We start from the raw sequence: 22,335 nt of genomic DNA, 5'->3' as shown, positions 1-22,335 counted from the left end.
TTTTTTATTTTTTCTCATAAAAAATCAAGTCAAAGCTATTTTTATGCTTGATAACGGCTTTACTAGCCGCTTCTTTATCTTGTTGTTTACTTAATTCTAAGCGTAGTTCATCAATTAAATTTTCAAATTCGTGAAGTTGGTTTTTTAATTTTAAGATAACATCTACTCCAGCAAGATTGATTCCCATGTCTCTTGTTAAACGTAATATAAGTTTAATACGGTCAATATCTCTTTGAGAATAAAGTCTTATTTTGCCATCGGTTCTACTTGGTTCTATCAATCCTTCTCTTTCGTATTGCCTTAAGGTTTGCGGATGTATGCTTAAAACTTTAGCCACAACACTGATTAAATATACAGGTTCATCATAATGGTGTTCCATATTTTATTCCTTTCTTTAAGGTAATTTTTCTTTTAAGAGTTCTATAAATTTTTTATCAAGAGTATCTAAATTTGGCAAAACAACATTTAAAATCAAGTACATATCTCCATAAATATCACTTTTTCTATTTTGCACCCCATAACCTTTTAAACGAATTTTTTGGTTATTTTTTGAATTAGGTGTTATGTTAATTGTCGCTTCTTCCTTGCCTTCTTTGAGTGTTTTTATATTTATTTTTCCACCAAAAAGTGCAGTTTTTAAAGAAATATCAACCTTTTGATATAAATCATCGTCTTCTCTTGTGTAAATAGGACTTTCTTCTATTCTTACAATAATGATTAAATCGCCTCTAGTTCCATTTCTGCTTTGTTTTCCTTTAGAGCGAATTCTTAGTTTCTCGCCTTCTTTTATACCGTGTGGAATTTTAAATTTAATGGTTTCGCCTTGAAAATTAAAACTATGCTCCCCGCCTTTAACAGCTTTTTCAAAAGGAATGTGAAGCTCTAAATTGCTGTCTAAATTTTCTTCTTCAAAACCTCCAAATCCTCCAAAACCACTGCTAAAGCCTTTTGAAGAAAAGCCGTTAAAACCCCCTCTTGAGCGTCCACCAAAGCCTCCTCCAAAGAGATCTTTTAAAATATCGTCTAAATTTACCCCACCAGTATTTCTTGAAAAATCATGAAAACTTTGTCCACCAAACATAGAATCGCCATATTGGTCATACTGAGCTCGTTTTTTTTCGTCACTTAAAATTTCATAAGCGGCATTAATTTCTTTAAATTTTTCTTCCGCGCCTTTTTCTTTGTTGATATCAGGATGATATTTTCTAGCTAGGCGACGGTAAGCTTTTTTTATTTCATCTGCACTAGCGTTTTTGCTAACTCCAAGAGTTTCGTATAAACTATTCATGTTATATTTCCTTAAAAATTTTTACTTGATTATATAAAGGATTAAATTATAACATAAACTTTAGCCTAAGTCAATCAAGTTTTATAAATTTTTATCACTCAAGGTTTTATTTACAATTTTGTAAATTTTCGGTTTTATACTATGAAGACAGTAAAATATTTTACGAAATAATTTATCTTTAAGAATAAAAGGAAATGAAATGAAAAAGATTTTTTTATCATTAAGTTTAGCGAGTGCTTTATTTGCCGCAAGTATTAATTTTAACGAATCAACTACAACGGCTAATCGTCTAAATCCTGCTGCTGGAAATGTAGTGCTTTCTTATCATGATTCTATTAAAGATGCAAAAAAATCAGTGGTTAATATTTCTACCTCAAAAACTATTACAAGAGCGAATCGTCCAAGTCCTTTGGATGATTTTTTTAATGATCCTTATTTTAAACAATTTTTTGATTTTGATTTTCCTCAAAGAAAGGGAAAAAATGATAAAGAAGTAGTGAGTTCTTTGGGATCAGGGGTGATTATTTCAAAAGATGGTTATATAGTAACAAATAATCACGTTGTAGATGATGCTGATACGATTACAGTGAATTTACCAGGAAGTGATACAGAATATAAAGCAAAACTTATAGGTAAAGATCCAAAAACAGATTTGGCTGTTATAAAAATAGAGGCTAATAATCTTTCAGCTATTACTTTCACAAATTCTGATGATTTAATGGAAGGAGATGTTGTTTTTGCACTTGGAAATCCTTTTGGAGTCGGTTTTAGTGTTACAAGTGGGATAATATCTGCTTTAAATAAAGACAATATAGGTTTAAATCAATATGAAAATTTTATACAAACAGATGCTTCTATCAATCCAGGAAATTCAGGTGGAGCTTTGGTGGATAGTCGCGGATATTTAGTAGGTATTAATTCAGCTATTCTTTCTCGCGGAGGTGGAAACAACGGCATAGGTTTTGCTATACCTTCAAATATGGTTAAAGATATAGCTAAAAAACTTATTGAAAAAGGCAAGATTGATAGAGGATTTTTGGGTGTGACTATTTCAGCTTTGCAAGGTGATACTAAAAAAGCTTACAAAAATCAAGAAGGAGCTTTAATCACTGATGTTCAAAAAGGTTCAAGTGCTGATGAAGCAGGGCTTAAGCGTGGAGATTTAGTTACTAAAGTTAATGATAAGGTTATAAAAAGTCCTATTGATCTTAAAAATTATATAGGAACTTTAGAGATTGGTCAAAAAATTTCATTAAGTTACGAAAGAGATGGAGAAAATAAGCAAGCAAATTTTACTCTTAAAGGTGAAAAAGAAAATCCTAAAGGCGTACAAAGCGATTTGATTGATGGTTTGAGTTTGAGAAATTTGGAACCAAGACTTAAGGATCGTTTGCAAATTCCAAAAGATGTTAATGGTGTTTTGGTGGATAGTGTTAAAGAAAAGAGCAAAGGAAAAAATTCTGGTTTCCAAGAGGGTGATATTATCATAGGTGTTGGACAAAGTGAAATTAGAAATTTAAAAGATTTAGAACAAGCTTTAAAACAAGTTAACAAAAAAGAATTTACTAAAGTTTGGGTATATCGCAATGGTTTTGCGACTTTGCTTGTGCTTAAATAAAAATAACGGAAGGATTTTCCTTTCGTTATAAATTTTAGTTTAAAATTAAAATTAAGTTTAAAATAAAGGAAAACTATGACAAATATTCTTATGATAGAAGACGATTTAGAATTAGCGGAAATTACAGCTGAATATTTGGAAAAATTTGATATGAAAGTTGATATAGCTCATGAGCCTTATATAGGTCTTTCTAAGCTCGCATTAAAAGAGTATCAGCTTATCATTTTAGATCTTTCTTTGCCAGGGCTTGATGGGCTTGAAGTGTGTGAAGAAATTCGTAAAAAGTATGATACGCCTATTATTATTTCAAGTGCAAGACATGATATTACAGATAAGGTTAATGCTTTAGAGCTTGGAGCAGATGATTACCTACCAAAACCTTATAATCCAAAAGAATTGCAAGCACGTATTAAAAGTCATTTAAGACGTATTTCAAATACAAAAAGCGCCATAGCAAAAAGTGTAAAAGATCTTGTTTATGATCAATATAAGCATATTATTACCATGAAAGGACAAGAGCTTACTTTAACTAATGCTGAATTTGATATTTTAAGCTATTTGATTAAAAAAGAGGGTGGAGTGGTAAGTCGCGAAGAGCTTGTTTATAATTGTTCTTCTATTAGTGAGGATTCTAGCAATAAAAGTATAGATGTTATTATCAGTAGAATTCGTCAAAAGATGGGAGATGATCCAAAAACTCCAAAATATATTCACTCTATACGTGGAATAGGTTATAAGCTTACCCAATGAATAAATCTTCGATTTTCTATACTATAACTTTTATTTTTATTTTTGCTGGGGTTAGTGTTATACTTGGCTTTTTGTGGCTTATAGAATACGATCAGCAAAATTATACTAGAGAATTAAATACAAAATATTCTTTAATAGCTAATGCAAGGCTCTTAAATTTTGCAGGAGTTATCAGTGAAAAAGAATTTGAAGAGCAGACAAAAAATTATAATAAAATGGATGAGATAACAGAAGCAAAGCAGATCCGTAAAATTCTTTTTAGGGGTGATGTTTTAGCTAGAGTTGAGGTTAATAATGGCTTAATCGAGATTATTTCTTATAATAGACAGGTGTATTTAAATATTATTTATGATGGAAAGGTTTATCTTTATAAGGATCAAGATTATCAAACCTATAGGTATTTTATTATCAAAGCCATAGCTGTAGCTGTGATTTGTATTCTTGTATTGCTTTATATTTATATATTTAAAAAATTAAAACCACTCAAAAGACTTAAAAAACAAATTGATAAATTTGCCCAAGGAAAGCTTAATGATATAGAAGATGTAAGCACTGGGGTGGATGAAATTTCACAAGTAAGTGAAGCTTTTTATCAAGCCATTGTTCAAATTCGAAAGCTAAATCAATCTCGTCAGTTTTTTTTAAGAAATATTATGCATGAACTCAAAACTCCTATTACTAAGGGGCTTTTAACTTTGGAAATGATAGAAGATAATAAATATAAAGAGCGCTTAAATGGGGTTTTTACTAGACTTGAAATTTTAATTAATGAATTTGCTGCTATTGAGCAAATTACTTCAGGGGCTGCTTTTATAAATAGAAAAAAATACAATATTTTAGATGTTTTAGATGAAGCCAAAGAAATTGCAATGCGAGATGATAGCAATATACGTATTTTTATGGAAGAAAGTTTTTTTGTAAATGTGGATTTTAAACTTTTTACTACAGCGATTAAAAATATGATAGATAATGGTATTAAACATTCTGAAGATGGGTTTGTGCAAATTGATATTATAGACGATTATATTTGTTTTAAAAATCGTGGTCCTGAGCTTAACAATACTTTAGAATATTATACTCAAGCTTTTACTCAAGGATCAAAACAAAAATCAAGTTTTGGATTAGGGCTTTATATTGTAAATACTATTTTAGAAACACATGGAATGAAGCTTGATTATTTATATGAAGATGGGGTAAATTTGTTTTATTTTAGAAATTTAAAAAGTGTTATTGTTAAGGAGTAAATTAATTTTTTGTATAAAAAATGCATTTTTGTGTAAAAACCCTTGACAAAGTTTTTTAATTTCACTATAATTACATTTTACTTTTAAATATTCCGGATTAGCTCAGCGGTAGAGTAGTCGGCTGTTAACCGATTGGTCGTAGGTTCGAATCCTACATCCGGAGCCACTTTTTAACTCCATTTTAATATTCGTAAATGTATTTTAACATAAAAAATTAATAAGTCTTTATCACAAAAAATTGTGATAAAGTTTTTATTTTGTTTGTTTAAGATTTTTGACAATTTTATCTATTTTTTTACTCGCCTTTTGATAATCCCCATCTTTAAGTTCTTCTAAAGCTTCAATAGCAAAATCAAAATCACCAAGTTCGTTATCATTAGAATTTTCTTGAAGATTTTTGACAATTTTATCTATTTTTTTACTCGCCTTTCGATAATCCCCATCTTTAAGTTCTTCTAGGGCATTAACAGCAAAAGAAAAATCTTCAACTTCATTAAGATAAGCTTCTATAGCTTCTTTTATTATAGCTGATTTTGGCTTAGAAAGATTTTTACTTAAATTATCCAAACGCTCCTTAAGCTCTAAAGGCATTCTAAAAGAATAAGTTTTTACATTGTGTTTCATTTTATCCTCCTTAAGAATGTTTTTTGTAAAATTTTATAATTTGCTTACAAGTTTTGCAGGTAAATTTGTGACCTTGTAGTTCTATTTTTTGATGAATGTTATAAGGAACATCGTGAATTTTACCAGGACAATTACAGATATAAAGATAAAATTGTGGATGCTCATTATCTTCATCTTCTGCTGCTTCAAAGCTAATATCACTGCCATCATCTGTAGATAAAGAAGAACTTCTCCATTTTTCAACTTTCATGTCTTCGTATAGTATGTGTTCTAAAAGCCACTTTTTAGCCACTATATAAAGTTTTTCTTTAAGATCATTGGTTGATTTGATATCTTTGATTAAATTAATCATGGTTTGGATGATTTCTTTATGTATTTTTCGATGTTCTTCTAAATTTGGATAGCCTATTAGCTGCATGTATTTTTCTTCATCATTAAAGTGATCTTTCATATAATTAAAAAATTCAGCCAAAAGTTCTTTGACTTCATTTTTACTTACAGATCTATCTGATACAACTTCAACTTTTGCAGCAAGTTCAAAAAGCTTTTTATGTTGCTCGTCAATTTTAGCATTGTGCACACTATAGCTATTATCCCATTTTGGAAGCATTTTAACTCCTTAAGGAAAAATTTATTTATATAAAAGGATTATAGATAAAAATAAATTAAATAAAAATGAAATTTTATTAAATAATTGATAAGAATTTTGATACAATGATATATATTTTAAGAGATTTGAAGTTAGAAAGATTTAAATTATGGCTGCTAAAATTTTACTTTTAGAAGATGATTTGAGTTTGAGTGAGATCGTTGAAGAGTTTTTAAATGATGAAGGATATGAAGTATTTTTATGCAATAATGCGCAAGAAGCTTTAGATATAGCTTATGAAAGATATTTTGATCTTTGGATTTTAGATGTAAAAGTTCCTTTAGGAGATGGATTTTCATTGCTTAAAGAATTAAGAAAAAGCGGAAAGCAAACTCCAGCAATTTTCATGACTTCTTTAAATACAACAAACGATTTAAAACAAGGCTTTGATGCAGGTTGTGATGATTATATAAAAAAACCTTTTGAACTTGCTGAGTTATCTATTAGGGTTAAAGCTTTGCTTAAAAGAGCTTTTTCACATAAAAATGAAGATTTTGAAGATTTAGGGGATGGATTTAGATTTGAATTTACTACACAAATTCTTTACTATAATAATAAAGCCTTGACTTTACCGAGTAAAGAAATTAAGCTTTTGTCTTTATTGCTTAAAAATAAAAACAACTTTTTAAGCACAGAGAGAATTTTTGAAGAACTCTGGGATTATGATGAGGAGCCTAGTGAGCTAAGTTTAAGGGCTTATGTGAAAAATTTACGTAAAATTTTAGGAAAAGAAAAAATTATAAATCAAAGAGGCAGGGGATATTGCTATGGCTAAAAAAGTCATTAGGCAAATTTTATTAATCTATCTAACAACTACAGGTATTTTTTTAACTATTTTTTTTGCATTATGGTATCAAAAATTATATGAAGAATTAGTTGTTTTAAAGGGTGCCACTTTGAGAGAAAATCATAGAAATATTGTTATAAGCATCTTAAATTCTCGTTTTACCCCTATAGATATAAGTGCAAAAAATATTGCTCAAAGCACAGCATTAAAATTTGCTATATTTGATGCTAAAAAGATTGTTTTTAGTAATATAGATTTTGATTTAAGAAAGGCAAAGATAGAGCTTAAAGGTAGAGGTATTTGTGATAATAAGGTTTTTTTTCTTGCTCCTATGAGTGCAGATCATTATTTTTTAAGACATTCTAGCAATGAAGAAGTAAATACTAACGATGGTTTGCAAATTTTAATACAGGGTGAAGATGTTGGTAAAGATCTTTTTTGGATTAGAACGAAAGTTTTTGGTTTTGCTATTATGGCTTTTTTCATATTGGGCTTAATATCTTATATTCTAGTAAAAATTGCTCTAAAGCCTTTAGAGGATAAAATCAGCACACTAAATCGTTTTATTAAAGATTCAACTCATGAACTCAATACCCCATTAAGTATTATTTTGATGAGTATAGAACAACTTGATCATCAAAATTTAGGAGATAATGCTAAATTTGCAAGGATTAAGCTTGCTGCAAAAAGTTTATCTCAAGTGTATTCTGATCTTGTTTTTTATAATTTTCCTAATACCTTAGAAACAGAAAAACAAAAATTTGATTTAAGAATGCTACTTGAAGAAAGATTGGAATATTTTAAAGTATTTTTTGAGCAAAAAAAAATTACACTAAAGCTTGATTTAAATCAAGCAAATATTTTTGCCCCTAAAAATCAAATTTCTAAATTGATTGATAATCTTATAAGCAATGCTATTAAATACAATAAAAAAGGTGGAGTAATTTCTATAATTTTGAAAGCCAATTTTTTAAGTATTGCGGATACAGGTTGTGGAATTTCAAAGTCAAATTTAAATCAAATTTTTGATAGATATACAAGATTTAATACCGATCAAGGAGGATTTGGTATAGGGCTTTCTTTAGTAAAAAAAGTTTGTGATGATAATGATATTAAGATTATTTGCGAATCTGTAGAAAATCAAGGGAGTGTTTTTAAATTAAATTGGTAATCAGCAAGAATTTTTCTTGCTGATAAGAGGTTAGAGCAGATATTACATCATTCCGCCCATACCACCCATTCCGCCCATACCGCTCATATCCGGCATAGCAGGTTTATCTTCTTTAATTTCACTAATTGTTGCTTCTGTGGTTAAAAGCATACTAGCTACAGAAACTGCATTGAGTAAAGCTACTCTTTCTACTTTAACAGGGTCGATAATTCCACTTTCAAGCATATTAACATATTCACCTTTTGCAGCATCAAATCCTGTGTTTTCATCTTTAGCATTTTCTACGCTATTTACAACCACACCTGCATCAAAGCCTGCATTTTCAGCAATTTGTCTTAAAGGTGCTCTTAAAGCTCTTTCAACGATAGCTGCGCCAATTGCTTCATCACCTTGTAGATCAAGTTTGATTTTAGCTTTTGCTTTGATAAGTGCTGCACCACCACCAATTACTATACCTTCTTCAACTGCTGCTTTAGTAGCACTTAAAGCATCATCAACACGATCTTTTTTCTCTTTCATTTCAGTTTCAGTTGCTGCACCTACTTTAATCACTGCAACACCACCGCTTAATTTTGCAAGTCTTTCTTGTAGTTTTTCTCTGTCATAATCTGAAGTTGTTTCAGCAATTTGTGCTTTGATTTGATTTACTCTTGCATCGATATTTGCTTTTTCACCTGCGCCATTTACTATGGTTGTATTGTCTTTATCGATAATTACGCTAGAAGCTTGTCCAAGATCTTGTATGGTCGCACTTTCAAGAGTTCTTCCAAGTTCTTCAGAAATCACTTCTCCGCCTGTTAAAATCGCTATATCTTCAAGCATAGCTTTTCTTCTATCGCCAAAACCTGGAGCTTTTACGGCTGAAATATTAAGAACACCGCGAAGTTTATTTACAACCAAAGTTGCAAGCGCTTCACCTTCAATATCTTCAGCGATAATTAAAAGTGGCTTGCCTGTTTTTTGAATTTGTTCTAAAACCGGTAATAAATCTTTTAAATTTGCAATTTTTTTATCAAAAAGCAGGATATAAGGGCTTGAAAGCTCTACTGTCATTTTTTCTGCATTAGTGATAAAATAAGGGCTTAAATAACCTCTGTCAAATTGCATACCTTCAACTACATTTAATTCATCATTGATTGATTTTGCCTCTTCAACAGTGATAACACCATCTTTGCCCACTTTTTCCATAGCATCAGCGATTAAATTTCCGATTTTTTCATCAGAGTTGGCTGAGATTGTAGCAACTTGTGCAATTTCTTTTTTATCTTTTACTTCGCGAGAAAGTTTTTTAAGTTCGCCTACTATAGCTTCGCAAGCCTTATCCATACCGCGTTTTACTTCAATAGGATTTGCACCTGCTGTGATATTTCTTAAACCTTCTTTGAAAATTGCATGAGCTAAAACCGTTGCAGTAGTTGTTCCATCCCCTGCTTGATCAGCTGTTTTGCTTGCTACTTCTCTTACAAGTGAAGCACCCATATTTTCAAGACTGTCTTTAAGTTCTACTTCTTTAGCAACACTTACGCCATCTTTAGTAATGCTTGGAGCACCAAAGCTTTTTTGGATTAAAACATTGCGTCCTCTTGGCCCCATAGTTACTTTTACTGCGTCATTAAGTTTTTTAACGCCCTCATAAAGTTTATTTCTTGCTTCATCTGAAAAAATAATTTCTTTTGCCATTTTTTATCCTTTTTATAAATTATTTTAAAATTCCTAAGATATCATCTAAATTTAAAACTAAATATTCATTATTATCAAGTTTAATTTCTGTTCCACCGTATTTAGCAAACACGATTTTATCACCATTTGCAATATCAGTGATTTCTTTACTTACTGCCACTACTTCACCCATTAAAGGCTTTTCTTTAGCATTATCTGGTATAATTATGCCTGAGGCTGTTGTTTTGGTTTCTTCAACGCGTTTAACTAGAACACGCTTTCCTAAAGGTTGAAAATTCATTTTTGTCCATCCTTAAAAATATTGATTTTAGCACTCTTTTATTTAGAGTGATAAAATCATACTATAAAAAATGAATTTTGTCAATACTTTAAATTAAAATATTTATAAAAGTTTAGTTTTATAGACTAAAGTTATTTTATAAAATAAACTAAAGGATAAAAATGAAAAAGATTTTTTATGGAGTTATAGCTTTTGTTGTTGTGCTTTTAATTGCTATTTATACCATACTTTTCACAAGTTTTGGTAATAATATAGTGGTAAATATAGCGCAAAAAAAGATCAAAGAAAGTGCGGGATTAGACGTAAATATCACGCATTTTACTTTGCGTTTTTCAAGTCTTAAACTGCAAGCAAATATCGCAAATATGGCAGATTTCAATCTCAAGGGAGCTTTGAGTCCTTTTAAGCTTGGATTTGATTTTGACTATCTTATTTCTTTAAATCAAAATTATGCTAAAAATTTAGGTTTAAATTTAAATCAAAACCTTTCTTTTGGCGGTAAGATTCAAGGTAAAGCAAGTGATTTTACTTTAGATGGAAAAGGTTATTTATTAGGTTCAAATGTACTTTTAAATGCAAGAATGTATAATTACAATCCTATTGCTTTAAATTTAGATGCGCAAAATCTTAAGGTAGAAGAAATACTTCATCTTTTATCTTACCCTAGTTACGCTAAAGGTTTTTTAAATGCTCAAGCAAAAATTTCAGCACAGAATTTAAAACCTGATGGAAATATTATCATAAAACTTGATACAAGTTATATAAACTATGAGGCGATAAAAAAAGATTTTTCTTTAGACTTGCCTTTAAATTCTAATCCTAAAGCAGAAATTTTGGCCAATGTTAAAGAAGATAAGATTTATGCTGTAAGTAAAATTTACAATGATTATCTTAACTTACAAACTCAAAAAACTCTTTATGATATTAGCAAGAATGCTTTAAGTACTGATTTTAATTTAAGTATTCCTTCTCTTGCAAAGCTTGAAAAACTTACAAAAACTAGACTAAATGGTAGTTTGGGTGTGATAGGTCAAACAAGTGTTGTAAATAATGCCTTATCAAGTTTAAATGCTCAAGTTATCGGACTTGGTGGAGAGGTAAAGGCAAGTTTGAAAAATAATAAAATTTTTGCAGATATTAATGAAGTAAGTTTGGAAAAATTATTAGCTCTTGCAGGATATGGAGCTTTGGTTTCTGGAAATTTAAATGCTAAACTTCTAAATGCGGATTTAGATTTTTCTAATTTCGATCTTGAAGCAAAAATAAACAATGCAAAGATTAACACCAATGAGCTTAAAAAAATAGCCAAAATAGAACTTCCAAATACAATTTTTAGTCTTGATACTAAAGCAAATGCAAAAAATAGCAATATTTCTTACAATGCTTTACTTGCTTCAAATTTGCTTAATATTAAAAAACTTCAAGGAACTTATAATTTAAAAAATAGTGAGTTAAATACAGATTTAAATGCTTTTATTGATGACTTGTCTCAGTTTAGTGCTATAGCAGGACAAAAATTACAAGGTAAGGCAGATCTTACTGCAAAAGCTCATATTATAGGCACTCAAATACAAAATTTAAATGCAAATGCAAATTTGGCAGATGGTGTAATCAAGGTTGATTCAAATGGTAAAAAACTTGATTTAAACATTGATAAACTTGATTTATCTAAACTTTTTGTTATAGCAGGTATGCCAAATTATGCCAGTGGGATTGTTAATGCAAAAGTTAATTTAGATAATATCGATTTTAACAACCTTAATGGTAAAGCAAATTTAGAAGCTAAAGGTATATTAAATGCTGCAACTTTAAGTAAAATTTTAAATAAAAATTTTCCAAACAATACAAGTTATGATTTAAATACCAAAATTAATTTTAAAAACAATATCGCTCAATTTGATTCCGTTTTAAATTCATCTTTAGCTGATCTTACAAAACTACAAGGAAGTTTTGATATAGGCAAAATGCTTTTAAATTCGGATTTTAGTCTAAAGATAAATGATTTTTCAAAACTAGGCTTTTTGTTGGATAGAAAACTTAAAGGTAAGGCAGAATTTAATGGAAAGGTAGGTTTTGATAAGAGTTTAAATTTTGTTGTAAATAGTCCAAATTTATTTGAAGGGAAGCTTCAAAGCACACTTAAAAATAACCTTTTGCTTGCTGATTTAAATGGAGTGGATTTAAGTAGTCTAGCTCAAAGTTTGGACTTTATGGATGTTTATCAAGGCAAGGCAGATGTGAAGGCAAATTACAATCTTTTAAGCGAAGAAGGCGAGGTTAATTTGGACATGAAAGAGGGTAAATTAAAACCAAATCTTATTACCAATGCTTTAAAAATTTTAACGCTAAAAGATATTACAAATGATGTTTATCGCACTGTTAATGCTAAAGCTTTGATTAAAAAAGAAAATATCAAACTTGATCTTAATATGCAAGCAGATCGTTCTTATATTTTAGTACAATCAGGAGCTTTAAATTCTAAAAGCGGGGCTTTAAATTTGCCTTTTGATATTAAACTCGATAGAGCCAATTTTAAAGGAAGCATTACAGGAACTACGGAAAACCCTAAAGTAAATTTAAATGCAGGAAGTGTGTTAAATTCTATTAAAAATGTAGTAGGTGGTGGTGTGAGTGATGGTGCTAAAAGTACAGGCGATAAAGTAGATAAAGCGGTAAATAAATTATTAAATAAGATTTTTTAAGGTAAAAAATGTTTAATGGACTCATAAGAGAAATTGCTAAAGTTCAATCTTATCAAAACAATACTTTAAGTTTAAAAGCAAAATATCGCCCAAATCTTGGCGATAGTATAGCTGTGAATGGAGCTTGTTTGAGTGTGACAAAACTTTATAAGGGAGGTTTTGAAGTGGAGCTTTCTCGTGAAAGTCGCACTCATATAGCTATAGAAAATTTAAAAGATAAAGTTCATATAGAATCTGCTTTAAGATACGGTGATAGAATTGATGGACATCTTATGCAAGGACATATTGATTTTATTGGCACACTTGAAAAAATTCAAAAAGATGAAAATGGAGTAGATTTCCATATATCTTTACCTAAAGAAGCTATGAAATTTATGGCAGAAAAAGGAAGTATAGGTGTTGATGGAGTAAGTCTTACTATCAATGAAATTTTAAAAAATGGTATTAGGCTTACTATTATTCCTATTACCTTTAAAGAAACGCTTTTTAAAGACTATCAAGTAGGTAGAAAAATCAACATAGAAAGTGATTTGCTTGCTCGTTATATTTATGCACAATTACAAGGCAAAAACAAAGGATTATCATGGGAAGAAGTGGAAAGAATTTCTTATCTTTATTAGAAAATGATAAAGTCGGTATTTTTTGTGCTTTTGATAAGGATTATAATGTTTTTAGGGCTAAAATTCATAATGAGAATTTATTTTCTCATTTAGGTTTTAAAGACATTGAAAAATGTGTTTTTATGGATCAAATTCACTCTCATAAAGTTATTATTTATGATAAAAATTTAAAAAATCTCAGTTGTGATGGGCTTATAAGTAAGGAAAAAAATACTGCTCTTTGTGTTTTAAGTGCGGATTGTTTGCCTTTAATTTTATATCATGAAAGTGGCATTATAGCAGCTTTGCATTCAGGTAGAAAAGGAAGCTTTGAAAATATCCTAAAAGAATGCGTTGATCAAATTGCTATGCAAAATTCACATTTAGATAAAAATAAATTTCATCTTTTTATCCTGCCTGGAATTTGTGCTAAAAATTATGAAATAGATGGAGAAATTTTAGAATTTGCTAAAAAAGAATTTAAAGAATTTGTTCAAGACGATAAACTTGATTTAAAAGCTTTAGTAAAATTTCAAGCGCAAAATTTAGGCATTGAAAATATTAAAGATTGTGGAATTTGTAGCTTTGATGATGAGAGTTTTTTTTCTTATCGTCGAGATAAAACGACTAAGCGTTTTGTGAGTGTGGTTTATTTAAAGGATTAAAATGTACGAAAGAAAAGATTTAAGAGTGTTAAAAATCATTCAAAAAGCTAGAGAATTTGGCGATGGGGATTTGCTAAATGAAGCTTTGGTGAAACAATTGATTGATGCGGATTTTTGTGAAATTAATGAAAAAGAAAAAGAAGAGCTTGCAACTCTTCTAAATTCTTTAATCAATGCAAAAGATAAAGCGTTGTTGAGTAATTAAAATTCTATATAGTTTTCAAAATCTTCTTCTTTTGGAGGATTAGGTTGATTCGAGGCTAGGGCTTCTTTAACAACCTGCTCGTATCCAGCTATGATATGTTTAAAATTCTCTTTCGCTTTTCCACTAAGTTCTGATTTGGCGATTTTTACAACAGATGCAGGATTTATGGCTTTATTATTTAAATATACTCCAAAATGCAAATGAGGACCTGTGCTCATACCTGTTGAACCAACATATGCAATTACTTGTCCTTGATTTACCTTTTGTCCGTTTTTAATTTTTGCAAAACGACTAAGATGAGCATATAAAGTCATATAACCTGAGTCATGCTTGATTTGAATTACATTTCCATAACCACCTTTTGTGCCTATAAAGGTTACTACTCCTTTGCCAGCACTTTTTACAGGAGTTCCAGTAGGTGCAGCATAGTCTATACCAAGATGGGCGCGATAGCGTTTTAATATAGGATGATATCTTGCTGTTGTAAAAGGAGAGGAAATTCTAGTGTAGTTCACAGGTTTTGTAAGTAAAAAAGATTCTAATTCTTTGCCATCGCGATCATAGAATATATCATTATAAGAAAAGACTTCTCTAGCGCTTTTATTGATTTCTACCATTGCCATTTTTATATTTATATCACCCCAAAGTTTACCCATGCGTCTTTTTTGTTCATAATATAGGGTTACTTCATCACCTTTTTGGATATTGCGAAAATTTATACTTCCTCGAAAAGCACGAACCATAGCACGAGCTAAAGTACTGCTACCGCTTTCTTCATAGACATCTTGATAAGCAGAGCTTTTAATGGTTAAATGTAAAATTCTATCTTCTTTTTGATAAGATACAGGAGTAAAAGCAAGAGTGTATTGTCCATCTTTATCTTTATAGATATGAATTTGTAAATCATCACTAATTGGAATTAAAACTTGTTCTATGTTGTTGTTTTCATCTTTTAAAACTTGATATTTTATTTTATAGGCTATATCAGAAGCAAGTTCTTGATCTTCTCTATCAAGTCCATAATAAAGCGACATAGGTATGGAATTTCTTTGTAAGAATTTAAGCAAGGTATCTCCATTATCCCAAGTTAGCTCTTCAACACTTAAAGCTGCAAAACTTTGAACAACAAAAATAAATAAAAGTAATAATTTTTTCATGAGATAACCTTAATTTTTAAAAGAATTTTGAAATTTAAAAGCTATATTTTACTTTATTTTTCTTACAATTGCTTAACAAAAAAGGATTATAATTCTATAAATTTTTATTTAAGGAGCAAATTTGTTTAAAACTATAGTGTGTTTTTTAGCTTTAAACCTTAGCCTCTTTGCGGTTGGATTTGATTTAAAACCTATAAAAAGTGAACTTGTAAAAGTTGATGATATTTATGGTTATATTAAAGACAGTGATGATATAAAGCTTTATTCAAGTGGTGTGGTAATACAGCGCTTTAAAAATTCGCAAAGTATCATAGCTAGGGCAAGTGTCATAGATAAAAAAGATGGTTTAGCGAAATTAGAATTTAGTGTTTTTTCAGCTCTTAAGCAAGATGCTTTGCCTTTGCCAAATGTTTTGCCTGAAGTAGGTGATGAGGTTGTTTTAAATTTTCTTTATGATAGAGGATTGGTAATTGCTCCTGATGAACAAACTTATAATGAACTTGTTAGAGAATTTCCGCAGATATATTTTACCCATATTGACATTTTTGGAGCACAATTAATTAGAACGGCCACTCTTTCTCCTAAGCGTTCAGATTTTAGGCAATTTTGTGATGATAATGCGGTTGGCATTTTGGTTGTGGCTTTGGAAAATCAAGCAGAAGTTGTAGATTGTCAAGATTTTAATAAGCTTTATGAAGTGCCTATAAGCAAGCCAACTAGCGTTCAGGTTCCTTTTTATTCTCGTATAGGTGGATATAAAAGTAATTTTTTTGATTTTAACTCTCAAGAAATAGGAAATTATTATAGGTATTATGATGCTTTGATTAATCTTCCTAAGGTGCAATAAACATGAAAAAAGAATTTGAACAATATTTTAAACGATTTTTAGGAGAAGAAAACGCTTATTTTGATGAAATTCACAAAAGAGCTTATAGCTATGATGCGACAAAAAAACATTATTTACCCGATGGGGTTCTTTTTCCAAGAAATGAAGAAGATATTGCTCAAATTTTAAAATTTTGCAATGAAAATAATATCATAGTCATACCACGAGGCTCAGGATCTGGTTTTACAGGAGGAGCTTTAGCTGTTAATGGCGGTGTGGTGCTTGCTTTTGAAAAGCATATGAATAAAATTTTGGAAATTGATCTTGAAAATTTAGTGGCTGTTGTGCAACCTGGGGTTATTAATATACATTTACAAAAAGAAGTAGCCAAATACGGGCTTTTTTATCCACCTGATCCTGCTAGTATGGAGTATTCTAGCTTAGGGGGTAATGTAAGCGAAAATGCTGGGGGAATGAGAGCTGCAAAATATGGCATTACAAAAGATTATGTGATGGCTTTAAGGGCTGTTTTGCCTAGCGGAGAAATCATTCGTGCAGGAAAACGCACTATTAAAGATGTGGCAGGTTATAATTTGGCAGGAATTTTAATCGCTAGTGAAGGTTCTTTGGCAGTTTTAAGTGAGCTTACTTTAAAATTAATGCCTTTACCTAAATTCAAAAAAACCGCTTTTGCTATTTTTCCAAGTGTAAAAAGTGCTATGAATGCGGTTTACAAAAGTCTTGCTAGCGGTGTAAGTCCTGTATCTATGGAATTTTTAGACAATCTTAGCATTAGAGCGGTTGAGAGTAAATTTAATAAAGGTTTGCCTATAGAAGCTGGCGCTATTTTGATTGCTGATGTGGATGGTAATGTTAAAGAAGCTATTGATGAGGATTTAAGAAATTTAGAACATTATTTTTTAGAAGCTGGAGCTAGTGAATTTAAAATAGCAAAAGACGAACAAGAAGCCGCAGATATTTGGTTTGCTAGAAGAAATTGTTCTCAAAGCATTGCCATGTATGGAACTTTAAAACTTAATGAAGATATTACAGTTCCGCGTTCTAAACTACCTGCCTTGCTTGAAGGTATAGATGAGATTTCTAAAAGATATGGTTTTAAAATTCCTTGTTTTGGGCATACAGGGGATGGAAATGTGCATACTAATGTGATGGTTCCTGATAAAAATGATCAAGAGCAAGTGAAAAAAGGCTATGAAGCTGTGGAAGAGATTTTTAAATTAACAGTGAAACTTGGAGGAACTTTAAGCGGAGAGCATGGTATCGGACTCTCTAAAGCACCTTTTATGAATTTAGCTTTTTCTGAAGCCGAAATGAATTTAATGAGAAATATTAAAAAAGCTTTTGATCCAAATAATATACTAAATCCTTTTAAAATGGGACTTTAGAAGTTGAAAAATTTTTTTACTATTTTGCTAAATTTGCGTGATAAGGAAATTTTAAATTATGCAGCAGCGCTTAGTTTTTATACTGTATTATCTTTAATACCTATTTTATTTGTATGTTTTTCTGTTTTTACGCAAATTTCTAGTTTTAAAGCTTATTATGAAAAAGCAAAGCAAGTAATTTTTGCTTTTTTAATACCAACGCAACAAGATGTTGTTGCTACTTACATCGATACTTTTTTAAAAAATAGTGTAAATTTGGGTATTGTAGGTCTTATTGCTATGGCATTTACTTCTTTAGCTTTTTTTTCAGGCTATGATTTTGTAATCAATCGTATTACTAAAAATGAACCTAAAGGACTTTGGCAAAGCATTAGTTCTTATTGGACTCTTTTAACTCTTGTTCCTTTAGGGCTTGGGCTTAGTTTTTATATTTCAGGTTTTATCCAACAAACTTTAGATGATTATAAAATAGGGTTTAATTTTTTTGAAATTTTACCCTTTGTAATTATTTGGGGTTTATTTTTTATATCTTATTCAAGTTCTGTTCATAAGGGAACTCTTAGAAGTTTAGCTTTAGTATCTTTTGGAGCGGGTGCTATTTGGTATATAGGAAAAAATTTATTTGTATATTATGTGGTATATAATAAAACATACGCTAGTGTTTATGGATCTTTTTCTACTATTTTATTCTTTTTTATTTGGATTTATATTTCTTGGATTATTTATCTTTTTGGGCTTAAACTCTATTATTTTCTAAATTACAATCATAATGAAGGGAATAAAATTCGCAAAAATACAAAGAAAAGCTAGATATTTAAATCGTACAGAGATTAAAGAAGCAATAAGATAACTTATAAAAATCCAAAATGGGATATGGATATTAGTTCCATAAATTTTAAATTTAAAAAATTCATCTAAGATAAAATTGAGCAAATCTCCATAGTTTATAAGATGCAAAAATAATACTAAAGGATAAAATATTACAAAAATTCCACTCAAAATAATACCTAAAATTTGTTGGTAGCTTATAAGTGGAAAAAAATAAAGCACAGGTAAAACCATAGCAAAAAAAGTCCAAATATTAAGCAAAATAATATTTATAAGATTATTAAATTTATTTGCAAAATGATGCATATATAAAAAAATATAAAAAACACCTAAAATAGAAAATAAAAATCCAATGCTAAATAAAAGTCTAGGGTAAAGAGAAATGCATAATAAAATACTACAAAAAAGCGTAAAGAAATTAATAATTTTTATATTTTTACACAATAGATAAAAAACCCAAAAAGCCATAATTAAGGAGCGCACAAAAGAAGGGACAAATCCTATTAAACAAGCATAAGCTAAAAGTAGTGTAAAAATTAAAATACTTAAATCTAAACGTAAATTTCTATAAGGAAAATATCTTTTTTGGAAAAAACTATAAATTGGAGCTAAAATAAAGAAAATTAAACTAAAAAGCAAGCCTATGTGATAACCGCTAATTGCTATAAGGTGTGCTATGCCGTAGTAATTTACATCGTTTCTAAGCTCTAAAGATATGGGCAGTGCAAAAAATAAAGCACCATAAAATTCTTTAATTTTTTCATTTGTATGTTGATTTAAGAAGTAAGATATAATGGGATTGTATTCTTTTTCTTTTAATTTTTCAAAATCATAAGAAGGTGCGTAAAAACTTTTGCTCAGATAGTCTTTAAAGTTAATATTATGGGTGATAATTCTAAGGCTTAAAAGTTGATTCTTGCTTAAATTTAAATCCTTAAAACTTGTAGTATAAAAAGTGAAGTTTTCAGTTTGTAGCTTTAAAACCCAGTATTTTTTATTTTTTTTATTATATTTTGTATATTGGTGCGTTAATAGAGCGTTATTTATAAAGTAATGTTTTTGGTTTTTAAAGTTTAAAAAATTATTATATTCTAAAAGGATATTAAAAATAAAAATAATAACAACAGATAAAAATAAATAATGAAATTCTTTAAAAGAGTAAAAAAAAGAATTCCATAGAGACATTATTTTTTGGAAAATTTACTTAAATAAAGCCAAATTATTCCAGCTAAAAATAATAAAAATAAAGGAGCAGCATAAGGATATAAACTCAGTTTATCAAAAATTGCTTCAATAACATACCCAAAAGTATAAGCAGCAAAACCTAGAACAATAGCCCATGCCAAACTAGCTAGAGTATTGATAATAAAAAATTTAATAAAATTATATTTTGCCATACCTGCAGCTATGGGAATGAAAGTTTTTAAACCATAAATAAATTTTTGAGTTACAAGTAAAATAATTCCGTGTTGTTTTGTTTTCATCATAGCAAGGGCTAGCTTGCGTCGGTGTTTTTTAAAATAAGGCATAATATCTTTTTTATAATATTTTCCAAGTATAAAAAGCAAAGTTGAACCTATGGTATTAGCAATAAAAGCAAGAGCAATGCAAAAAATAAGATCCATTTTTCCTTGAGAACTTAAAACTCCTGCAGCTAAAATTCCAACCATTCCACCCCCTAAAGAATAAAAGAATAAAACAATATAACCATATTTTATTAAAGTATCAATCATATCTTGCATAATAAACCTTATTTAGCGTATTCTACAGCTCTAAGTTCACGTATAACATTGACTTTAATTTCACCAGGATATTGCATTTTTTCTTGAATTTCAGCTGCTATTTCCTTAGCCAAAAGTACACTTTCATCATCATTAACAAGCTGAGCATTGGCTATGACGCGAATTTCTCTTCCGGCATTGATTGCATAGGCATTTTTAATTCCTTCTTTACTTTTAGCGATATCTTCTAGCTCACTGACTCTTCTTAAGAAAGCTTCTAACACTTCTCTTCTAGCTCCAGGTCGTGCAGCACTTAAAGTGTCTGCTGCACAAACAGCTGCTGATTCTATGCTTGTAGCTTCTTCGTGTCCATGGTGTGCGTAAATAGCATTGATTACTACAGGATGCTCTTTATAGCGTTTGCAAAGTTCTGCACCTAAATCCACATGAGATCCTTCAAAATCATGGGTTAATGCTTTTCCTATATCATGTAAAATTCCCGCGCGACGCGCTAAATTCTCATCTCCACCACATTCAGCAGCAATGATTCCTGCAAGGTGAGCCACTTCCAAAGAATGTGCTAAAGCGTTTTGTCCATAGCTTGCTCGGTATTTGAGTTTCCCTATGAGTTTTACAATTTCAGGGTGTATTTTATTTAAGCCTAGATCCATAACTATGGTTTCTCCTTCTTCTAGAATAGCGCTATCAAATTCTTTGCATACTTTTTCGTGAATTTCTTCTATGCGCGCGGGTTGAATTCTGCCATCTTCAACTAAAAGCTCTATAACTTTTGTAGCAATAGCACGGCGATAAAGATTAAAGCAACTTACTATAATAGCACCTGGTGTGTCATCGATGATAATATCAACACCTAAAACCATTTCTAGGGTTTTAACATTGCGTCCTTCTTTACCAATGATACGTCCTTTAAGTTCATCGTTTTTAATGTTAATAACATTGATAAGTCTTTCAGCCGCAAATTCACCTGCAAAACGAGAGGTAGCTTGAGCAATGATGAAATTAGCTTTTCTTTTGGCTTCATTTTTTGCTTCTTCTTCATATTTTCTTACTATATGTGCAATTTGCTCGCGAGAATTTTCTTCTACTTTTTTAAGAATGATTGCTTTAGCTTCATTTTGTGTAAGTCCTGTAGAATGTTCTAAAATTTTTAAAACATCGTCAAGTTTTTCTTGATATTTATTTTTTAATTTATTAACATCAGATTGTAAGTCTTGAATGTGTTTTTGTGACTTGCAAAGGTATTCTTTATCTTCTTTTAGTTTTTCTTCTTCTTGCTGAAGTTTTTGTTCTTTTTTAGAAAGATCATCAAATTTTTGATTAAAATCTTTTTGAATTTTGTGAGTTTTTTCTTCATATTTTTTTTTAACTTCTAATTCTGCATTAAGAATTGAATTTTTTGCATCTTTTAAAATAAGCTCTGCTTCGTATTCTATAGCTTTGGCTTTAGCTTTAGCTTGCTCTACGAAAATTTCATATTTGGCATCATTGATTTTTTTTGCAACTAAATATCCTATACCGAGTCCGACTATAGCGGCTATAAATGCGATAAGTGATTCTATCATTTTTTCTTTCTTTCTTGTAATATTTTTTATAAGGGTTTATGTATAATTTTCCTGAAATATCATGCTTTTGTGTTAGATTATTTTGACTTAAAGCATCTATACTTTGGACAAATATTATATGAGGTTTGTAATTTAAATTTTCAAAAAATCTATCATAAAAACCTTGCCCATGTCCTATTCTTTTTAAATTTTTATCGACGCCAATTACAGGCACAATAGCTAAATCAATTTTTGCTTTAAAAAAAGAATCTATAGGCTCTAAAACCCCAAACCTTTTTTTAATAAAAGGCAATCTTAATTTTACAATTTTTAAACTTTTATCTTGCATAAATGGAACAAAAAGTTTGTAATTTTTATTAAGAATATGGCGAAATTTTATTAAGTTTGGTTCATAATGCAAAGGAATAAAAATTAAAATATTTTTAGCTTTAAATAGTTTTATTATTTTAAGACATTCTTTAAATATCTTATAATCTTGTTTGAAATTTAGTTTTGAATGTTTGAAAAGGCGTATTTTTTGCAATGCTCTAAAATCTGTTTTTTCCATTAATA

General features: G+C 29.7%; 22 protein-coding genes, 1 tRNA gene and 2 pseudogenes. 13 read left to right on the top strand and 12 right to left on the bottom strand.

Going from position 1 to position 22,335, the window contains the following annotated elements; translation table 11 throughout:
• Positions 1-4: 4 nt before the first annotated feature.
• Both hspR and AJ936_RS08650 read right to left on the bottom strand, forming a co-directional pair.
• Entirely contained in the window at positions 5-379 is a 375-nt protein-coding gene (gene hspR / locus AJ936_RS08655) for a heat shock transcriptional regulator HspR (RefSeq protein ID WP_070274386.1), read from the bottom strand.
• Positions 380-394: 15 nt separating this feature from the next.
• On the bottom strand, positions 395-1,288 hold the full coding sequence (locus AJ936_RS08650) for a DnaJ C-terminal domain-containing protein (protein WP_070274384.1): 894 nt from the start codon (positions 1,286-1,288) through the stop codon (positions 395-397).
• Between the two features lie 199 nt (positions 1,289-1,487).
• Between AJ936_RS08650 and htrA the strand changes: the two genes are divergently transcribed.
• The 4 genes from htrA (at position 1,488) to AJ936_RS08630 (ending at position 5,066) form a co-directional block, all read left to right on the top strand.
• Positions 1,488-2,906: a serine protease HtrA gene (htrA, locus tag AJ936_RS08645; RefSeq protein WP_070274382.1), complete on the top strand. Its 1,419-nt coding sequence runs from the start codon at positions 1,488-1,490 to the stop codon at positions 2,904-2,906.
• Between the two features lie 75 nt (positions 2,907-2,981).
• On the top strand, positions 2,982-3,656 hold the full coding sequence (locus tag AJ936_RS08640) for a response regulator transcription factor (RefSeq protein ID WP_002777451.1): 675 nt from the start codon (positions 2,982-2,984) through the stop codon (positions 3,654-3,656).
• Positions 3,653-4,900 (top strand): ArsS family sensor histidine kinase, encoded by a 1,248-nt coding sequence (locus tag AJ936_RS08635; RefSeq protein ID WP_002853920.1) that lies wholly within the window; start codon positions 3,653-3,655, stop codon positions 4,898-4,900. The genes AJ936_RS08640 and AJ936_RS08635 overlap by 4 nt, the downstream gene beginning before the upstream one ends.
• A 91-nt stretch (positions 4,901-4,991) precedes the next feature.
• Positions 4,992-5,066: transfer RNA gene (locus AJ936_RS08630), tRNA-Asn, on the top strand.
• 86 nt (positions 5,067-5,152) lie between these two features.
• On the opposite strand, the pseudogene AJ936_RS10790 reads toward AJ936_RS08630, so the two are convergent.
• The 3 genes and pseudogenes from AJ936_RS10790 to AJ936_RS08620 all read right to left on the bottom strand — a co-directional run.
• Positions 5,153-5,239: pseudogene (locus AJ936_RS10790) on the bottom strand (CopG family transcriptional regulator); the annotation flags it as partial.
• Between the two features lie 45 nt (positions 5,240-5,284).
• Positions 5,285-5,524: pseudogene (locus AJ936_RS10640) on the bottom strand (ribbon-helix-helix domain-containing protein); the annotation flags it as partial.
• Positions 5,525-5,534: 10 nt separating this feature from the next.
• Positions 5,535-6,134: a bacteriohemerythrin gene (locus tag AJ936_RS08620; protein ID WP_002861919.1), complete on the bottom strand. Its 600-nt coding sequence runs from the start codon at positions 6,132-6,134 to the stop codon at positions 5,535-5,537.
• 148 nt (positions 6,135-6,282) lie between these two features.
• Here AJ936_RS08620 and dccR point away from each other — a divergent pair, with 148 nt between their 5' ends.
• A complete protein-coding gene (gene dccR / locus AJ936_RS08615; protein WP_070274380.1) occupies positions 6,283-6,948 on the top strand; it encodes a two-component system response regulator DccR in 666 nt (221 codons plus the stop codon).
• A complete protein-coding gene (gene dccS / locus AJ936_RS08610) occupies positions 6,941-8,131 on the top strand; it encodes a two-component system sensor histidine kinase DccS (RefSeq protein ID WP_002880589.1) in 1,191 nt (396 codons plus the stop codon). The genes dccR and dccS overlap by 8 nt, the downstream gene beginning before the upstream one ends.
• A gap of 42 nt (positions 8,132-8,173) precedes the next feature.
• Here dccS and groL read toward each other — a convergent pair whose 3' ends face one another.
• Positions 8,174-9,811 (bottom strand): chaperonin GroEL, encoded by a 1,638-nt coding sequence (gene groL / locus AJ936_RS08605; protein WP_002853460.1) that lies wholly within the window; start codon positions 9,809-9,811, stop codon positions 8,174-8,176.
• A 19-nt stretch (positions 9,812-9,830) separates the two neighbouring features.
• Positions 9,831-10,091 carry a co-chaperone GroES gene (gene groES / locus AJ936_RS08600; protein WP_002825273.1) on the bottom strand — a complete coding sequence of 87 codons (261 nt, stop codon included), beginning with the start codon at positions 10,089-10,091 and terminating at the stop codon, positions 9,831-9,833.
• Between the two features lie 161 nt (positions 10,092-10,252).
• Here groES and AJ936_RS08595 point away from each other — a divergent pair, with 161 nt between their 5' ends.
• From AJ936_RS08595 to AJ936_RS08580, 4 genes are read left to right on the top strand one after another with little or no spacing between them, the layout of a single operon-like run.
• Positions 10,253-12,793 (top strand): hypothetical protein, encoded by a 2,541-nt coding sequence (locus AJ936_RS08595; protein ID WP_070274379.1) that lies wholly within the window; start codon positions 10,253-10,255, stop codon positions 12,791-12,793.
• Positions 12,794-12,801: 8 nt separating this feature from the next.
• The gene (locus tag AJ936_RS08590; protein WP_002880586.1) at positions 12,802-13,413 is read left to right on the top strand and encodes a riboflavin synthase; all 612 of its coding nucleotides are present in this window, start codon (positions 12,802-12,804) and stop codon (positions 13,411-13,413) included.
• On the top strand, positions 13,377-14,057 hold the full coding sequence (locus tag AJ936_RS08585) for a polyphenol oxidase family protein (RefSeq protein WP_002880585.1): 681 nt from the start codon (positions 13,377-13,379) through the stop codon (positions 14,055-14,057). The genes AJ936_RS08590 and AJ936_RS08585 overlap by 37 nt, the downstream gene beginning before the upstream one ends.
• A gap of 1 nt (position 14,058) precedes the next feature.
• The gene (locus tag AJ936_RS08580; RefSeq protein WP_002853612.1) at positions 14,059-14,262 is read left to right on the top strand and encodes a hypothetical protein; all 204 of its coding nucleotides are present in this window, start codon (positions 14,059-14,061) and stop codon (positions 14,260-14,262) included.
• On the opposite strand, the gene AJ936_RS08575 is transcribed toward AJ936_RS08580, so the two are convergent.
• A complete protein-coding gene (locus tag AJ936_RS08575; protein ID WP_002852845.1) occupies positions 14,259-15,419 on the bottom strand; it encodes a M23 family metallopeptidase in 1,161 nt (386 codons plus the stop codon). The genes AJ936_RS08580 and AJ936_RS08575 overlap by 4 nt on opposite strands.
• A 121-nt stretch (positions 15,420-15,540) precedes the next feature.
• Between AJ936_RS08575 and AJ936_RS08570 the strand changes: the two genes are divergently transcribed.
• The 3 genes from AJ936_RS08570 to AJ936_RS08560 are packed head-to-tail and all read left to right on the top strand — an operon-like array spanning position 15,541 to position 18,461.
• Positions 15,541-16,266 (top strand): plasminogen-binding N-terminal domain-containing protein, encoded by a 726-nt coding sequence (locus AJ936_RS08570; RefSeq protein ID WP_002880584.1) that lies wholly within the window; start codon positions 15,541-15,543, stop codon positions 16,264-16,266.
• Positions 16,267-16,268: 2 nt separating this feature from the next.
• Positions 16,269-17,651, top strand: a complete 1,383-nt coding sequence (locus tag AJ936_RS08565) for an FAD-linked oxidase C-terminal domain-containing protein (RefSeq protein ID WP_002861914.1) — start codon at positions 16,269-16,271, stop codon at positions 17,649-17,651.
• 3 nt (positions 17,652-17,654) lie between these two features.
• The gene (locus AJ936_RS08560) at positions 17,655-18,461 is read left to right on the top strand and encodes a YihY/virulence factor BrkB family protein (protein WP_052794865.1); all 807 of its coding nucleotides are present in this window, start codon (positions 17,655-17,657) and stop codon (positions 18,459-18,461) included.
• On the opposite strand, the gene AJ936_RS08555 is transcribed toward AJ936_RS08560, so the two are convergent.
• Genes AJ936_RS08555 through AJ936_RS08540 form a run of 4 tightly spaced genes read right to left on the bottom strand, consistent with a single transcriptional unit; the run spans position 18,405 to position 22,330 of the window.
• Positions 18,405-19,664 carry a ComEC/Rec2 family competence protein gene (locus AJ936_RS08555; protein ID WP_002880582.1) on the bottom strand — a complete coding sequence of 420 codons (1,260 nt, stop codon included), beginning with the start codon at positions 19,662-19,664 and terminating at the stop codon, positions 18,405-18,407. The genes AJ936_RS08560 and AJ936_RS08555 overlap by 57 nt on opposite strands.
• The gene (locus tag AJ936_RS08550) at positions 19,664-20,221 is read right to left on the bottom strand and encodes a DedA family protein (RefSeq protein WP_002880581.1); all 558 of its coding nucleotides are present in this window, start codon (positions 20,219-20,221) and stop codon (positions 19,664-19,666) included. Before AJ936_RS08550 ends, AJ936_RS08555 begins: the two co-directional genes overlap by 1 nt.
• An 8-nt stretch (positions 20,222-20,229) precedes the next feature.
• Positions 20,230-21,783 (bottom strand): ribonuclease Y, encoded by a 1,554-nt coding sequence (gene rny / locus AJ936_RS08545; protein ID WP_052794864.1) that lies wholly within the window; start codon positions 21,781-21,783, stop codon positions 20,230-20,232.
• Positions 21,704-22,330, bottom strand: a complete 627-nt coding sequence (locus AJ936_RS08540) for a 5-formyltetrahydrofolate cyclo-ligase (RefSeq protein ID WP_044779072.1) — start codon at positions 22,328-22,330, stop codon at positions 21,704-21,706. Before AJ936_RS08540 ends, rny begins: the two co-directional genes overlap by 80 nt.
• Positions 22,331-22,335 lie beyond the last annotated feature (5 nt).

The sequence above is a fragment of the Campylobacter sp. BCW_6877 genome, assembly GCF_001762445.1.
Lineage (GTDB): Bacteria > Campylobacterota > Campylobacteria > Campylobacterales > Campylobacteraceae > Campylobacter_D > Campylobacter_D jejuni.
The sequence above is the reverse complement of the archived record's forward strand: the minus strand, read 5'-3'. Positions and strand labels throughout refer to the sequence as shown.

Excerpts from the sequence above, each read along its gene's own strand:
- groL (WP_002853460.1), bottom strand. The coding sequence starts at position 9,811 with ATGGCAAAAGAAATTATTTTTTCAGATGAAGCAAGAAATAAACTTTAT.
- AJ936_RS08550 (WP_002880581.1), bottom strand. The coding sequence starts at position 20,221 with ATGCAAGATATGATTGATACTTTAATAAAATATGGTTATATTGTTTTA.
- htrA (WP_070274382.1), top strand. The coding sequence starts at position 1,488 with ATGAAAAAGATTTTTTTATCATTAAGTTTAGCGAGTGCTTTATTTGCC.
- AJ936_RS08565 (WP_002861914.1), top strand. The coding sequence starts at position 16,269 with ATGAAAAAAGAATTTGAACAATATTTTAAACGATTTTTAGGAGAAGAA.
- AJ936_RS08590 (WP_002880586.1), top strand. The coding sequence starts at position 12,802 with ATGTTTAATGGACTCATAAGAGAAATTGCTAAAGTTCAATCTTATCAA.
- AJ936_RS08555 (WP_002880582.1), bottom strand. The coding sequence starts at position 19,664 with ATGTCTCTATGGAATTCTTTTTTTTACTCTTTTAAAGAATTTCATTAT.
- AJ936_RS08580 (WP_002853612.1), top strand. The coding sequence starts at position 14,059 with ATGTACGAAAGAAAAGATTTAAGAGTGTTAAAAATCATTCAAAAAGCT.
- AJ936_RS08650 (WP_070274384.1), bottom strand. The coding sequence starts at position 1,288 with ATGAATAGTTTATACGAAACTCTTGGAGTTAGCAAAAACGCTAGTGCA.
- rny (WP_052794864.1), bottom strand. The coding sequence starts at position 21,783 with ATGATAGAATCACTTATCGCATTTATAGCCGCTATAGTCGGACTCGGT.
- AJ936_RS08585 (WP_002880585.1), top strand. The coding sequence starts at position 13,377 with ATGGGAAGAAGTGGAAAGAATTTCTTATCTTTATTAGAAAATGATAAA.
- AJ936_RS08620 (WP_002861919.1), bottom strand. The coding sequence starts at position 6,134 with ATGCTTCCAAAATGGGATAATAGCTATAGTGTGCACAATGCTAAAATT.
- hspR (WP_070274386.1), bottom strand. The coding sequence starts at position 379 with ATGGAACACCATTATGATGAACCTGTATATTTAATCAGTGTTGTGGCT.
- AJ936_RS08595 (WP_070274379.1), top strand. The coding sequence starts at position 10,253 with ATGAAAAAGATTTTTTATGGAGTTATAGCTTTTGTTGTTGTGCTTTTA.
- AJ936_RS08540 (WP_044779072.1), bottom strand. The coding sequence starts at position 22,330 with ATGGAAAAAACAGATTTTAGAGCATTGCAAAAAATACGCCTTTTCAAA.
- AJ936_RS08575 (WP_002852845.1), bottom strand. The coding sequence starts at position 15,419 with ATGAAAAAATTATTACTTTTATTTATTTTTGTTGTTCAAAGTTTTGCA.
- dccS (WP_002880589.1), top strand. The coding sequence starts at position 6,941 with ATGGCTAAAAAAGTCATTAGGCAAATTTTATTAATCTATCTAACAACT.
- dccR (WP_070274380.1), top strand. The coding sequence starts at position 6,283 with ATGGCTGCTAAAATTTTACTTTTAGAAGATGATTTGAGTTTGAGTGAG.
- AJ936_RS08640 (WP_002777451.1), top strand. The coding sequence starts at position 2,982 with ATGACAAATATTCTTATGATAGAAGACGATTTAGAATTAGCGGAAATT.
- groES (WP_002825273.1), bottom strand. The coding sequence starts at position 10,091 with ATGAATTTTCAACCTTTAGGAAAGCGTGTTCTAGTTAAACGCGTTGAA.
- AJ936_RS08635 (WP_002853920.1), top strand. The coding sequence starts at position 3,653 with ATGAATAAATCTTCGATTTTCTATACTATAACTTTTATTTTTATTTTT.